We start from the raw sequence: 14,674 nt of genomic DNA, 5'->3' as shown, positions 1-14,674 counted from the left end.
ACACCATAATTTGAAGCGTTTAATTAAAAATTTTTGTAATTCATCCCTCTCTTTCATGGCAGAAACAGGTTATCGAACACCAGGCAGCATGCTTATGCGCTATTTGCCGATCATTTTTATTTCATCATTGATCATTTCAGGACCTGCAGTGTCGATACTTCAAATTCCTTATGGCCTCTGTTATGCTGCCGGTATTGAAGTGAGTAAAATGAGCAGTAATGAAGAATACGGCAATGGAATTATCGAGAAATTCAACAATGAAATTCAAAAGGACCGTCCTAACTTTGAAGCCCTGAAAGGTTTCATAGAAACCATGACCCGGGTGAGTATGTTGAAAACCGAGGAAATGAGTCAGGCGTATAAAAAGAAAAACGAGACTGTTTCAAAGGAGATTATGGGCAAGGTGGAAAAAGCCCTTTCCCGGGAAAATGTCGATGATGCTGAAAAAGAGCTCGCCTATTATCAGAAATACCGGGATGAACTGGAAATTCCTTTTGATAAGGTGGTTGCTTACCGAGGCAAAATACAGCAACTTGCCGGCGGAGGAGTCAGCGCCAAGGACATTGAGGATGATTTGAGCCGGACTGAAGACTTTGTTTATCAGAACAGGATCGGAGATGCCCGGAATCTGATACAGCTTCTGGATTCAAAAATAGATAAAATGGATAAAAAAGAGCAGAGCCGTTACAGTGCCCGGCTTGAACGGATAAAAACGACTGTCGAGACAAAAACGGATTCTCTTATTAACAGTGTACTTGAGGTTCTTAGAAGTGAAGGTAAGGAGGCAGCTGTTGATTATCGGAAGAAGATTGCGGCCGAGACCCGGATTGCCGATGCCGAATTCGCTTCAATTGATAATGCCATAGTGCAGTTTGATAAAAAACAGCAGTTAAAACGGCAGCAGGCCCAGGTGGCTTCACAGGAGGAACAGTATCAGTCCGAACTCGAGCGTCGCCGGATGGAGAAAATCCGGGCAATGAGAGAAAAGCAGGAAAGCGAGCGCCGTGAGAAAGATCGTCGTGAACAGCGGCGCTTGCGGGAGGAACGGGAGCAAGCCCGTCGTGACAGCATTGAAACGGCGAAGCGGGAGATGAAGCGTTTGCAGCGGGAGCGTGAGCAAGCCCGTCGCGACAGCATCGAAGCTGTACGTAAAGAACAGGAACGTCTGGCAGAGCTCCGGGAGAAGAGAGAAAAGGCTCGCCAGGACAGCATCGAAGCGGCACGTGAAGAACAGGAACGTCGGGCAGAACTCCGTGAAGAACGTGAAAAAGCCCGTCAGGACAGTATCGCCGAAGCCCGCCGGAAGCTCGAGGAGCAGCGCCGTTTGAGAAAACTTGCTGATTTGGAACGCAAGCGTAAGGAAGCCGAACGTCAACGGAAAATTGAAAAGGAACGGCAGGAGCGGTTAGCCGCAGAAAAGGCCGCCAGGGAACGAATAGAAAGTGAACGAGAGGCAAAACTTGCTGCCCGGGCACGTGAGCGGGAAAAAGAAAAAGAGCTGGGCGAGCGTAAAAAACAGGAACGTCAGGAAAGACTCGAACGAGAACGTCAGGTTCGCAGTGAAGCCGATAAACAACTCGCAGAAAAAAGACGGCGGGAACATGAAGACCAGCGGCGTCTGGAACGGGAAAGAAAAATATATGAAGAAAAAACAAAGAAGAGCCTGATCGTCATCTATGAGCTTGTCGAGCAGGGAAGAGTTTCTGAAGCATACCGGAAATTTAATCGCGAAAAAAACGAGTTGCAGAAATATCTCTATCCTGAAGCCTATGATGTTCTTCAGATGACTGTCAATCAATCCTATGCGGATATGCAGAAAAATGAACGGGAAAAGAAATTGCAGGTTGCGAAGGCAAAAACATCACCTTCCCCCGCCGCACCAAGACGGTCTGAGAGAAATTCCGCCAAAAATGCTCCGGCTTCCCGGCGTCCCCGCGTTGCGGCGGATAAGAAAACGGCCCCCCGGATTACAGAAAGTCCTTCGAAAAAGAAAACCTATAAAAGTAAAGAAGATCTCTATATAAAACAGATACGTTCCCTCTTAAAAAGAAATAAAGTTAAAGAGGCCTACCTTTTTTTTAAACGATTTGACCGCGAACTCAAACGGGTGATGGACCGGGATGATTTCAAAAAACTCAAGGAACGAGTTTATACGGGGTACAAATATTACCGTGAAGCCGGTGGGCGGTAGTTAATATGTAGTCGATGACTTTTTTCTGTTTCCCCAGCAATCGCCAAAAATATTCAGATCCGAACCATTGACCGCCTGATGAGTGTTTTCCTCGGTCAAATCAAGGTTGAATCGAGATTCCCAGGTAGCAGAGGTTTCATTTTTACCAAAAGCATCCCCGAACAGGGCAAGATCGACAACATTAACGATACCTTCCGGGGTGTTAACAAAATCGGCACGCATGAGTAATGCCGATCGAAAAACCTTACCTTCACTTCCGGATATAATCAATGATTTATATTCTTCAGACGCACCGTATATCGTTGTAACAATGCTTCTCCCCTGAAAAGCGGCGGTATCGCCGTACATATTCAGAACCCCCCGGTTCAGATAAGCGCCCCCACCATCGGCCTCAAACCAGAAAATGTCTCCACCACCGGTTCCGGCGATGATATCGGAAAGGCCGTCGCCACTCAGATCTGTCATGCAGGGGGCCGCACTGTCGGTAAGGGTAATGGCGCCGCCACTCTTTCGAGCAACAGGCGACAGTATCCAGTCAGAACCGTCATACAGAGCCTGCTGCAGTGCGCCATTGTCGTATCCGAGGATAAAATCGGGATCATGATCACGATCCATATCGACAATATCGAAGCCGGTCAGGCCATTGCCTGCATTGTAAAGGGGTGATGCAGCATCAAAGGTGAAGTCTCCACGACCGGCATGTACGGCAATGGAGCCATCGTCATGGCCGGCGACAATATCGGGGATATTGTCGTAGTTCCAATCGGCGACCCGTATGCACTGGAGACCGGTTTTTCCTGTTGAAACTGTCGAGGTATACTGCAATCCGGTACCACCATGTACATAGAACCGAATAGCGCCGTCGGGAAATGCACAGAGAAGATCGAGGTTATAATCATGATTAATATCACCCATTACCGCGCATAGAGAGAGGGAGGTATCGATAAGGGTTCCCTCAGCGCGCAGCGTATCGCAGGAATCTATCATAATCGGTACTGCATTGCAGGGTGCTACCGAAATGTCCGTTGTCGACTCCGATGCCACCATTGCGGGATAGTATGCAGGGCATTTTCCCGGCTGGAGAATTGACAGGAGATAATTGCCGGGTGAAAGATCGCTTATTATGCCGTTCCCGCTGTGTATGTATTCCCCCTGCCATCCGGAAGCGGCATAAAGATACACATCGGCATCGGGAGCACAGTCCAGAATTGAGATCGCTCCGGGGAGAGGCGGTGTGATCAGGCGCTCACTCTCGGGAGGACCTTCACCGGTGGGTGTATATGTTTCATCGATGGTAATAACAATTTTATCGATAATCAGTCCATCTTCACGCATCCATGCGTTGAACGTGTGAATTCCTTGTGAAGGAACATTAAACGATGCTGGCGGTGTATCCATAGTAGTGCGGGTCCAGGTCCAGGACGAATTGAAATGGGTGATCCGGTCGCTACTGCCTGTTTCCTGACCACTAAGACCCGCATGATAACTGTCATTGTCACCATCAGAGTCCGAATCACCCAGGCCTCGTGTCCAGATATAGTGCGTGCCGGTATGAACAAAATCGACAGTGTAATTCATGGAAGGACTCGTTGATGCGTAATCTGTGTTGATACGGGTTCCATTGCTGGGGAGGGCTCTCATGGCGCTGCCGCCGGAGCTTCCTATGGTGAGATCGTGTTCCCAGGCATGTCCCCCTGCAGCTCCCTTTTCGAAATAGTGCTCGGTTTCGAAACAGACAATACCCTGGTGATCAGAGGATTGCATGAATGCGCTGCCGTCAAAACTGCCGCTGGTACGGGTTACCGGGGCGGAAAATGGGCCGGGAGTCAGCGACTTATTTACCGCGCGTATTTCGTAGGTGTACTCGGTTTCAAAATCCAGGTTTCCGTCCTGAAAGGACAGCCCGTTCACTGAGGCGACACGGATATCGTTGCGGAAAATATCATAGGCGTGGATCCCGCTCTGCGGATCATCGGCGGCAGTCCATGAGAGGTCAAAGCCCGTAAGACCAGCCGGGTTGGCGGTAAGTGCGGCAGGTGCGGCAGGTGGAGAATCATCTCCTTTGTAATGGGAAAAGAGCCAGTCGTAGAGCCCCGGTTCATCCCAGGCGCCGTTGCAGGCATCGGCATGGCTTCCATTGGGAATTTCGGTATAATCGGGCCATCCCCCGCCATTAAAAATGCCGTCGATCATGTTTCGCGAGCCACGGACATCAACGGTACCGTCATTGTCACCATGAAATGCCCAGACCGCCATATCGGTGATAAAGGGCGTTCGTGAGGGATCGCCGCCGCCGGCTACCGGAATCGCCGCAGCGAACTGGTCGTGTTGACGAGTAATAAGATCCCAGGTGCCGAATCCGCCCATGGACCGTCCGGCCGCATAGAGCCTGCTGGAGTCGATTGAGAAATGCTTGATCACCGAGTCTTTTATCAACATGATAAGTTCCATCGGGATTGTCGTGTCCACCTGCCAGTGCGAAGCTCCATTATACCATTGACCACAGGGAGCCGTGGTATCGCCCACGATCGGGTCGGGCCAGAAATTACAGAGATTCGACCAGTACGATCCGGAGGGGCACTGAGGAGCAATAATAAAATGGGGATAGGCGGATTGAACAAAGGGTTGAATGAATTTTTTCCCACCGGTCTGCGTGATCTGGCTTGTGTTATTGATACCTCGTGCTCCGGCGCCGTGCAGATAGACCAGCAAAGGGTATTTCTGAGCAGGATCGTAGTGGCGGGGGATAAAGAGACGGTAGGGTATCGAATGGGAACCGTCGCTGAAATCGAGGTCGAGGTAATCATCCAGATCAGGTGTCGCCTGCACTCCTACGACAACCGAATCGGTATCGGAGGCTGACTGCGGATCGAACACAACCAGCCGGAACAGGAGATCCGAATCTTCAAGAAACCAGGGCGCCTCAAAAGACGGTTGTTTTGCAGCAGGGTCGATCGAGACCGGCGGGCCCTGCAGTTGCGTCCATTCGTATTCGAGATTATCGCCATCGGGATCGTAGCTCAAAGATCCATCAAGCATAACAGGATCTCTTTCGCTGCAGAGAATATCAGAACCTGCGTGAGCTACAGGAGAGGTATTCTGTGCAAATGAAAATTGAATTGATCCGGTAGCTAACAGAAGAGCAAACAACCATCCGGCCTGCATACAAAAAGTCCTTCTTTGGATATTATCGGCACAAATGAGGTGTAATGTAATTTACATACATTATAATATGGAATCAATACCCAATTTTGTTACAATTTGGTTACATGGAAGATCGGTGAAATCAGTTTCTCAGCTCTAACAGGTTTAATATTAAGCAGAGAGGTGCAAGGGGGAGATGAAGTGGCCCATTAGTTCATGTTTCACTTTTTTGTCACTTTTTATTTTTCAGGATCCTGTCTTCAGCATGGTGTTTAATATCAAGGGCGCGGGCATTGAATATGACATCTTCGGCTATGTTGGTTGAAAGATCAGCGATTCTTTCGAGATTTTTGATGACTTTGATCATTTCGAGCGCCGCTTCAATTCCAGTAATGTCTTTTCTAACTCCGGCAATTACCTCACGGCAGAGTAAATGGTTGAGTATATCAACCTGATCATCCTGTTCCAATACTTTCAATGCAAGCTGTGAATTGGAATCGATAAGTCCGGTAATTGCATCATGAAGCATTTGATGAGCAACAGTCATCATTGTTGAAAGCTGGGAAGCGCTTACGTTATAGTTCTGCGATGCATAGGCTAGTGTTGCCTGCGCGATATTGACTGCATGGTCTCCAATTCGTTCGAGATCTTTATTGATCTTGCCTGCACTGAAAAGGAACCTGAGATCACCGGCAACCGGTTGATTTAATGCTATGAGCTTGAAAACACTTTTGTCAATAGATATTTCGAGAGCGTTAATGGCGTGATCTTTTTCAATTACCTGCTGCGCAAGCTCGAGATCCAGATTCTGAAAGCTTTTGATTGATAATCCAAAAGCTTCCTCCGCAAGTGTCCCCATTTCAATAATCATTTTGCGAACATCATTGATTTCTTCCTGAAAATGTCTTTCCATGTTATTCCGCCTTTCGAATTCATCGGTCGATTAACCGAACCGTCCGGTAACATAATCCTCGGTCTGTTTATATTCGGGTGAGGTAAAAATTGTCGTTGTTTCTCCGAACTCTACGATCTCGCCCATATAGAAAAAGGCCGTATAGTCACTTACCCGTGACGCCTGCTGCATATTATGGGTAACGATAACGATGGTGTATTTTTTTTTCAGCTCAAAAAGAAGTTCTTCAATTTTAGCGGTAGAGATAGGGTCGAGTGCGCTTGCGGGTTCATCCATAAGGAGGATGCCGGGGTTAACAGCGAGTGCGCGGGCAATACACAGGCGCTGCTGCTGTCCCCCCGATAAGGCAAGAGCGTTTCTATCCAGGTCATCTTTGACCTCATCCCAGAGTGCTGCATGTTTCAGGCACTGTTCGACAATATCACTCAGTTCTGATTTTTTCCGTTTCCCTTGCAGTCGCGGTCCGTATGCAATATTATCGAATATTGATTTTGGGAAAGGATTCGATTTTTGAAAAATCATTCCTACCCGTTTGCGAAGTTCGACAACGTCAATTTTTTTCCGGTAAATATCGATGTCGTCGATAAAGACCTTGCCTTCGAGGGAGACTCCTTCAATGAGGTCATTCATTCGATTGAGGCAGCGAAGGAATGTTGATTTTCCACAACCTGATGGGCCGATTAATCCGGTGATTTTGTAGGCCGGCATTGCAATAGAAATATTTTTTAAAGCCGGTTTCTGATTGTAAAAAAAGCTTAAATTTTCGGTTCTGATTTTAATGTCTTCGTTTCTGCTTTTGTCTGCATGCGCTGTCATGCCGGTATGGCTCCCGATGGTTAAAGTCGAATAATCTTCCGGCGAAGATGAAACCGCAATACAATTGCAATAAAGCTAAGTGAAAAAGTCAAAGCAAGAAGCACTAGCGTGGTTGCAAACTGAATCCCTCGTGTAGCATCAACATCGGGGGACTGAGTTGACATTATATATATATGATACCCCAGGTGCATGAACTGATCATTGAGTGAATGTGGCAGGTGGGGAAGGAAGTACGCTGCACCGGTGAAAAGAATCGGCGCCACTTCTCCGGCACCTCTGCTTATCGCCAGAATCGCTCCGGTCAGGATACCTGTCACCGAGTTCGGGAGCACAAGATTACGGATGGTTTCCCATCGGGTGGCGCCCAGTGCCAGGGATGCTTCTCTGAGCTCACGGGGAACAGCCCGAATCGCTTCTTCAACCGATACGATGACAACCGGCAGGGTAAGAATAGCCATTGTTAGGCTGGCCCACATGATATTGGGCTGGCCCCAACGAATCATCTCGCCGGGCGTCAAAAGCGAATCCATTCCCTTGCCCACAAACCGGATGAAAAATCCAAGCCCAAAAAGTCCGAAAACAATGGAGGGAATACCGGCGAGGGTGTTGACGGCAAACCTGATGAATTTGACGATTATCGATTTTTTGGAAACATATTCCGCAAGATAAAGTGCGGTAACGGTTCCTATTGGTACTCCCGCTATTGACATGATAATAACAAGAAGGAAAGTTCCTATTATTGCAGGAAAAATACCTCCCTGGGTCATGCCTGCCCTCGGCGGTTGTGTAATAAATTCCCATGAAATATGAGGTGCTCCTAAAATGATGATGTTAGCAGTAATCATAACAACAACTGCCACGATGGCAAAGGCACAGAAGCTGGCAGCTGCAGGAACGGCAAATCTGAAAAAATGCTTACGAAAATAAGATGTCATAATGCTCCAAAACGTTTCATTAGCCGTTGGCGAATAAAAAATTCTGTGGTGGAATTCAAGATAAAGGAAAAGATAAAAAGAAGGACTCCTAAAAAGAAAAGCACCGAATAATGTGTATCCCCGAAAACAACTTCGGCCATCTCTGCACCGATTGTTGCCGCCATAGTCCTGACCGGAAGTGCCGGATTAAGCGAGAGGATAGCTGCATTTCCGGTTGCCATCAGCGCTATCATGGTTTCCCCAACAGCTCTTCCTATTCCAAGGAGAATAGATGCAAATATTCCCGGTATAGCGGCCGGCATCACTACAAACAATGCTGTTTGCCATTTTCGGGCACCGAGAGCCAGAGAAGCTTGAGTCAAGGAACGGGGAACTGCATTGAGCGCATCCTCCGAGATCGTATAAATTATCGGAATCACGGCAAGAGAAAGCGCTATTCCTCCTACGACACTATTGAGACGGAACTGAAAACCAAAGGTTTTCTGTACTGCGGATGCCAGAATAACGAGTGCGAAAAAGCCGATTACTACTGAAGGAAATCCGGCAAGGATTTCGATTCCCGGCTTTATGGTTTCCCGGACCCAGGGGGGAGCAAAAATGGATGTGTATAATGCGCCAAAGATAGCCAGCGGGGCACCAAGTGCTATTGCGATAAGTGCAATTTTTAGACTGCCCACAAAGAGTGGAATTATACCAAAGCGAGGATTCAATGAAACCGGCTGCCACGTTAAACCGAAAACATCCAAAAAGGAAACGGAATGATCTTCGGATTCCGCTTCAACGACAGATGACAAATCCTTATCGATATTATCATTGACGTATTCCTCTCCATAGGTTTCCATTTCAAGGTCGAGTTCCGTAACGTTTAACTCCTCTGCAGAGTGAAAAAACAATCCTCCTGCTTCACGGAAAACAAATATAAAAATGAGGATAATAAAGGCCAGCGATAAAAAGGATATAAAAGTAATGGCCTTTTCGATAATAAATTCGACCGGATGGACTTTGTGGGTCGTTAAACACTCAAGTGTTATCCGGCCTTGATATTTGTGTTTGTTTTTTTTCATCGGCACCGCACGCTGCTATCGAAGAGGAAAGTAGCCGACTTTGGATACAATTGCCTGACCTTCATCGCTGAGTACCCAATCGATAAATTTTTTCATCTCACCAGTCGGTTTACTGCGAATGTACATATAAAGATAACGGGTAATAGGATAGTTGCCGCTTGTAACACACTTCAGGTTGGGAGCAAAGCCTTCGCTGTTTTCATCTTTTTGTATTTTAAGAAATTTTATCCCTTTGCCGAATGCTGCTCCGCCATAACCGATACCGTTGACATCCTTAACAACCGCATTTACTACCGCAGCAGTACCCGGAAGGCTCTGCATGAGCGGTGTATAATCTTTTCCTTTAAGAACGTTATCCCGGAGGTAGACATAGGTTCCTGAACTGTTATCCCTTCCATAAACAATTATGCGTGCATCGTTGCCGCCCAGTTCTTTCCAGTTGGTAATTTTGCCGGTGTAGATATCTTTGAGCTGTTCCAGGGTAATCTCTTTGACCGGATTGTTTTTATTAACATATATTGCCACTCCGTCTTTAGCAGATTTGATTTCGACACCGAGAGTGTTATATCGTTGTTTCAATTTGATTCGTTCTTTTCGTTTCATCGGCCGGGAAGCGTTACAAATATCTGTTGTACCATTGATCAATGCGGAGATGCCGGTTCCCGATCCACCTCCTGTTACCTGGATAGCCGCTTCAGGATTTTCAGCCATATAGGCTTCTGCCCACCGTTGAGCCAATATAACCATTGTATCCGATCCCTTTATGGTTATCGGGGATGAACGGGCATAAACAAAAAGCGCAAAAGCTGTAATCGTTATGGTGGTGGTCGCGAAAAGCCATCGATGCTTTCTCATAATCAATTCTCCTTCACTGAAAAGTAGCCATAATAATTTGTGCATTTATATATTTATGAGATATGCAGAGCTAAAATTTGTATTGGATTCTGAATGTAAAAACATTGTCTTTCAAATCTTTGGGAAAAACACTTTTTGAAGTTTCATTCATGATATAGTCATAATAGGCCGTGAATTTCAGATTGGCACCCCAGTAATAGAGCAATCCGCCTCCAATGGTGCTGAAAGCGAGGTCGCCAACCGAAGCGACTTCATCGCCTGTTAGTGCAATATTAGGATCATAGGCGTCATATTTTGCTACAAACTGAAAAAATCGTCCAATATTCTGGACCCACATTGCATAATATCCAAAAAACTGGCGTTCATAGGCAACATCCTGCCAGGGCGAAGACGACTTTGGTGATTTACTCGATTTTACAGTTCCGGGTTGCCGGCCCCCGATAACCTCTCCTCGAAGAGAAAGGCCACCAAAAGTTGGAATGTCATAATATACCTGCATATCGCCCCCGAAGTACTGACGATCGAGGTCCGAATTCATAGAGCCGGTGTTTTTGATCCAGGTGCCGTTTTTAAGCATTGCGACGGTATCGTTGCGGGTAGTAATATTCCCATAATAGCCTGAAAATCCACCATCGATTGAAAGGTTAAGCGAAATAATCGGCAAGATGAATCCGAATCGTCCGATGATATCGAGGTTGTCGTCCGATTCATCGGCAATACCGTTGCCGGTAAAAGCACCTGCCTTTAAATTGAAATAGGTTAATGCCAGAGGCATAAGAATTTCATCGGGAATGATATTCAGGGCGATGCCAAGATCCCTTTCCTTGGGAAAAAGAGTTTGAAATATTCGTGATCGCTCAGGAGGTTCTCTACGACTCGATGAATAGCCGATCTCGAATCCGAAGGGACGGTCAAAAACTCCGGCCTGAATCGCAAATGTTTTAAACCACGGTTCTTTGAATTTCAGATATGCATCTTTAATGCTTACCCCTTTGGGTACAAGATCCAGCTGGAATACCGCTGATGTGGTATCGGTCTTGTACTTTATTTTAAGCCTTCCGCGGCGAAGCTGAAAATTCTTTTGCGTATTTTCAGGAAACGCGCCACCCGAATAATCGCCAACTTTGTAATCTGTCCCCACAATTGTATCTGTTGCTATCCGTGTTTGGGCCTGAATGTATCCCGATATCTTGATCTGCGTGAGTTTTTTAACTTTTGATTGAAGCCAGAGGATAAGCTCTTCATATCCTAATAATTTTCCTTCAATCTCCTCCACTTTCTTTGCTGTTGAGTCTTGCTCAGTAACCGGTTCCTCCTGACCACATAAAGATGCAGTTAATGCAAAGATGGTTATCAGTGCGCCAATATTACATATTCTCATAAATAGCTAATCTCCATTTTTAATGTGTTAGCGACAGATTTATGTTTTATTTGATTTATGTTAGGTATCTGTTAGCCTATGTTATTGGAAATATATCTGAAAAAAATGGTACAGAGCTTTTGCGCTGCTCTGCCGCTATAGTGTAAAACTCCATAACCCCCTTTCAAATAGGTAGTTAAGTGGAGGGCCAAAAAAATAAGTTGCATGTTTGTTAGAAAATTGTTATTAAAAGAATAAATAAAATCAGCGTTGAATGTTAGCATTGTGTTAGTTATAGATTAAAAAAAGGTTAGCTCTGCATTGGTATATTATTAATGCAATGTCATGAAAGACGCGTAATGCCAAAACTGATTCGGGGGGCTGGTATCCATTTGTCTTTGAAAGAAATTGGTGCCTGCTTTTGCCGGAAGAATTATTTGGCGGGCCCGTCGTATTGCCGGGATCAATAATGTAAATGTTTATGATGCTATCGCTGAAAGCGTGTTCTAATAATATTGTCAAAAAAGGATGCACTTTTTTATAAATGTGATATAAATTCAGTAAAAAAGTCAATTTTGTTCTAAAAAGTGTTGGAAAAAATCTTTCCGTTATATATATTACTCATATGTCCGATACACTGCAGAAACCCTCAGTTTTCGATTACCTGAATTTCCGCAGATATCTCAAGGATTATATAAGGTATTATAAGGCCACTAATCCTTCATTTGTCTATCAAATACTGGTCGAAAAATACGGTTTTAAAAGCCGTTCTCATTATATAGATGTCACTAAGGGGCGGAGTCTCACTTCACGATATATGCAATCATATATACAGTTTCTGGGGCTCAACAAAAAAGAATCCGATTATTTCAGAGCTTTGGTTGGATATAATCAAGCGAAGACCGATACTGAAAAATCAAAAATTTTTAAAAAGATTGTTTCCTTATCACCGAATTTAGAAACCGTTAAGCTGGAGAATGAAGCTTATCAGTATTTTTCAAAATGGTATCAGCCGGTCATGATATCGATTCTGGATTTAGATCGCTCCGAGCATGATCACCGGGTAATTGCTAAAAAATTCAATCCACCGATTACTGCTGTCCAGGCGAAGCATGCGATCTCAGAGTTAAATAAACTGGGTTTTATTTCCTGGGACAAAGAAAAGGCTGAGTGGACATTTCATCGGAAATTTTTCAAGTGTACCGATGAAGCCCGGGTGTTGGCACTGAAAAAGTTTCACAAACAGATGCAGGATCTTGGTATTGAAGCGTACAAAAAAGATTTTAAAAATCAGACATTTTCGACGCTTACAGTAAGTATCAGCAACAAAACGAAAAATGAAATTGATACGATGATTACAGAATTGCGAAAAAAGATATTAGACAAAGTCAAAGGTGATATAACTCCGGAGACGGTCTTGCAGGTGAATTTTCAGACATTTGACCTTGCGAAGAGGTAAAAAAGTAAAGTGGAAATCATGAAAAGAGTATTCTACATATTTCTTATGCTTCTGTTCCCTTTTCTTTTCATACCGGGCTGTTCTTCAGATAATATTGCCGGAACCGGGACTGAAACATCAACAAAGAGCGCCACGGCCAAGGTGTCCGGAATTGTTGTTGGTCAGAGCGGTAGGCCTGTTGAGAATGCTGTTGTTCACCTGGTGCCTTCCGACTACGATCCGGTACTGGCAAAATCAACAGCACTTGCAAGTGATATTACCGATGCCGATGGTCGGTATTATTTACAAGCAGCCGATTCCGGGAAATACAATCTGGAAGTTTTTCAATTGTCCAGTTCGACAAAGGCTTTAGTCAGGGACATCCAAATTACCGAAGATACTATCGATGTCCCCGATGCAAAGCTTGGCAAAACCGGGGCAATCAAGGTGGCGCTGCCCAAGCATATCGATCCGGTACACGGCTATATCTATATTGAAGGCACAACGATCAAACAGGAAATCGGTCAAGACCTGGACAGTATCGTTATTACCGGTATTCCATCTGCAGAAATGCCGAAGGTCTATTATGCACAGGAAGGCGATCCGAGTGAATCTGCGCTGCTGGGTGTTAATATTAATGTTCTCGCCGATGAAACGACGACCGTTTTCAAGGCCTTGTTTGTAGTTGGGGATGCTGAACATATTCGTGAGAATGACAGCATTGTCAAAATGCATCTTCAGAAAATCGGGGGAAATGTAATATGCATCAGTGATGAATGTCTGTGTCTCGATGAAGACCAGGAGGTTGATATTATTGTTATCAGTTCCTCGACATCGGCAGATACGGTTAACGGTTTTTTCAGAGAACTTACGATTCCTGTAATCGTATTCGAGAACGATATATACGGCGATATGATGCTGACTGGTCCGGAGTCCGGAAAGGATTACAGCAATCTTTATAATCCCGGAGCTATGGGAGTCAATGTCAAGGATGTTGTTCATCCGATAGCAGGTGATTACGCCGGCTATGTTCAGGTTTTCGATACACTCCATGCGATTGCATGGGGGGTGCCGTCATCTGAGGCAACGGTGATTGCTGCATGCGATGAATTTAACGATAAAGCAGCGCTGTTCTGCTATGAAAAAGGCGCTCAGATGGTGGGAATGAGGGCTCCAGCGCGGCGAGCCGGTTTTTTTGCCGACTTTTACAGCTCGGTAATCAATTTGAATGATGACGGCTGGAACTTGTTTAAAAATACGGTTTTATGGTCGATTGGGAGATTGAAATAAGGCGAATGGAATTGATAAAAATGGAGAGATGTTTTTCAAAAACTGGGGGAGAGGATGAAACATTCGATACTTTGTATTGGTATGTTATGTGGAATGGTTGCGGGCCAATCGGTTAACCTTACCGGTACCATTGTTAATCAACATGAATTTCCGGTGGAAAGTTTGACGGTTTCTTTGCTGGAGGCAGATTTGACGGAAAGAACTGATGAAAATGGAGAGTTTCATATTCTTGAGGCAACATTCGCATCAGGTATACCCGGTACGCATCAGAGTATGCCGTCAATCGAAGACGGTCTGATTACCTTTTCGGTAAACGCTTCAGGACAACCGGTCAGTATTGAACTCTTTGAAATGAATGGTGCAAAAGCGACAACCGTAGTCAACAGGGAATTTGGTTCCGGATCTCACAGGATTCCTCTCAACGAGAATCTGTTTCGAAGCTCGTCGTCGATGAAAATTCTTGTTTTGAAAAAGGGTGCCGAAATGTACCGGTTTAAACTTATGCAGCTTGGCAGAGGGATTCATCCGGTTGCAGAACTTGTGAGTACTCATTCTCAATCTCTTGCTCAACAGGCATCGGGGCAGGCGCTCGACCGTCTCGAGATCAGACGAAATGGTGAAATCGAAGTGGTAATCGATATTGATAACCTTGTCGATGATCTTCAAAT

Annotated in this window: 11 protein-coding genes; 4 read left to right on the top strand and 7 right to left on the bottom strand. The window is 45.3% G+C overall.

Features of this window, described 5'->3' with window-relative positions; translation table 11 throughout:
* Positions 1 to 94 precede the first annotated feature (94 nt).
* Complete coding sequence (locus tag GF401_17570) at positions 95 to 2,191, top strand: hypothetical protein (protein MBD3346867.1); 2,097 nt, start codon at positions 95 to 97, stop codon at positions 2,189 to 2,191.
* Here GF401_17570 and GF401_17565 read toward each other — a convergent pair whose 3' ends face one another.
* The 7 genes from GF401_17565 to GF401_17535 all read right to left on the bottom strand — a co-directional run bounded on the left by GF401_17565 (position 2,192) and on the right by GF401_17535 (position 11,299).
* Positions 2,192 to 5,356, bottom strand: a complete 3,165-nt coding sequence (locus tag GF401_17565; protein MBD3346866.1) for a hypothetical protein — start codon at positions 5,354 to 5,356, stop codon at positions 2,192 to 2,194.
* 211 nt (positions 5,357 to 5,567) lie between these two features.
* Entirely contained in the window at positions 5,568 to 6,248 is a 681-nt protein-coding gene (gene phoU / locus GF401_17560; protein ID MBD3346865.1) for a phosphate signaling complex protein PhoU, read from the bottom strand.
* Between the two features lie 30 nt (positions 6,249 to 6,278).
* Positions 6,279 to 7,064, bottom strand: coding sequence for a phosphate ABC transporter ATP-binding protein (locus GF401_17555; protein ID MBD3346864.1), 786 nt, complete (start codon positions 7,062 to 7,064; stop codon positions 6,279 to 6,281).
* Positions 7,065 to 7,084: 20 nt separating this feature from the next.
* A complete protein-coding gene (gene pstA, locus GF401_17550; GenBank protein MBD3346863.1) occupies positions 7,085 to 7,999 on the bottom strand; it encodes a phosphate ABC transporter permease PstA in 915 nt (304 codons plus the stop codon).
* Positions 7,996 to 9,063 carry a phosphate ABC transporter permease subunit PstC gene (pstC, locus tag GF401_17545; protein MBD3346862.1) on the bottom strand — a complete coding sequence of 356 codons (1,068 nt, stop codon included), beginning with the start codon at positions 9,061 to 9,063 and terminating at the stop codon, positions 7,996 to 7,998. Before pstC ends, pstA begins: the two co-directional genes overlap by 4 nt.
* A gap of 15 nt (positions 9,064 to 9,078) precedes the next feature.
* Positions 9,079 to 9,918 (bottom strand): phosphate ABC transporter substrate-binding protein PstS family protein, encoded by an 840-nt coding sequence (pstS, locus tag GF401_17540; GenBank protein ID MBD3346861.1) that lies wholly within the window; start codon positions 9,916 to 9,918, stop codon positions 9,079 to 9,081.
* A 70-nt stretch (positions 9,919 to 9,988) separates the two neighbouring features.
* Positions 9,989 to 11,299: a hypothetical protein gene (locus tag GF401_17535; protein ID MBD3346860.1), complete on the bottom strand. Its 1,311-nt coding sequence runs from the start codon at positions 11,297 to 11,299 to the stop codon at positions 9,989 to 9,991.
* Positions 11,300 to 11,903: 604 nt separating this feature from the next.
* Between GF401_17535 and GF401_17530 the strand changes: the two genes are divergently transcribed.
* The 3 genes from GF401_17530 to GF401_17520 all read left to right on the top strand — a co-directional run.
* Positions 11,904 to 12,737 carry a TIGR02147 family protein gene (locus GF401_17530; GenBank protein ID MBD3346859.1) on the top strand — a complete coding sequence of 278 codons (834 nt, stop codon included), beginning with the start codon at positions 11,904 to 11,906 and terminating at the stop codon, positions 12,735 to 12,737.
* Between the two features lie 18 nt (positions 12,738 to 12,755).
* Positions 12,756 to 14,006: a hypothetical protein gene (locus tag GF401_17525; protein MBD3346858.1), complete on the top strand. Its 1,251-nt coding sequence runs from the start codon at positions 12,756 to 12,758 to the stop codon at positions 14,004 to 14,006.
* A 54-nt stretch (positions 14,007 to 14,060) separates the two neighbouring features.
* Positions 14,061 to 14,674: hypothetical protein (locus GF401_17520; GenBank protein MBD3346857.1), on the top strand; the 614-nt coding region annotated here is incomplete at its 3' end.

The sequence above is a fragment of the Chitinivibrionales bacterium genome (genome assembly GCA_014728215.1).
In the GTDB taxonomy this organism is placed as follows: Bacteria; Fibrobacterota; Chitinivibrionia; order Chitinivibrionales; family WJKA01; genus WJKA01.
The sequence above is the reverse complement of the archived record's forward strand: the minus strand, read 5'-3'. Positions and strand labels throughout refer to the sequence as shown.

What these genes read in the sequence shown, in the direction of transcription:
- GF401_17570 (MBD3346867.1), top strand. Translation starts at nt 95, where the DNA reads ATGCGCTATTTGCCGATCATTTTTATTTCATCATTGATCATTTCAGGA.
- GF401_17565 (MBD3346866.1), bottom strand. Translation starts at nt 5,356, where the DNA reads ATGCAGGCCGGATGGTTGTTTGCTCTTCTGTTAGCTACCGGATCAATT.
- phoU (MBD3346865.1), bottom strand. Translation starts at nt 6,248, where the DNA reads ATGGAAAGACATTTTCAGGAAGAAATCAATGATGTTCGCAAAATGATT.
- GF401_17555 (MBD3346864.1), bottom strand. Translation starts at nt 7,064, where the DNA reads ATGACAGCGCATGCAGACAAAAGCAGAAACGAAGACATTAAAATCAGA.
- pstA (MBD3346863.1), bottom strand. Translation starts at nt 7,999, where the DNA reads ATGACATCTTATTTTCGTAAGCATTTTTTCAGATTTGCCGTTCCTGCA.
- pstC (MBD3346862.1), bottom strand. Translation starts at nt 9,063, where the DNA reads ATGAAAAAAAACAAACACAAATATCAAGGCCGGATAACACTTGAGTGT.
- pstS (MBD3346861.1), bottom strand. Translation starts at nt 9,918, where the DNA reads ATGAGAAAGCATCGATGGCTTTTCGCGACCACCACCATAACGATTACA.
- GF401_17535 (MBD3346860.1), bottom strand. Translation starts at nt 11,299, where the DNA reads ATGAGAATATGTAATATTGGCGCACTGATAACCATCTTTGCATTAACT.
- GF401_17530 (MBD3346859.1), top strand. Translation starts at nt 11,904, where the DNA reads ATGTCCGATACACTGCAGAAACCCTCAGTTTTCGATTACCTGAATTTC.
- GF401_17525 (MBD3346858.1), top strand. Translation starts at nt 12,756, where the DNA reads ATGAAAAGAGTATTCTACATATTTCTTATGCTTCTGTTCCCTTTTCTT.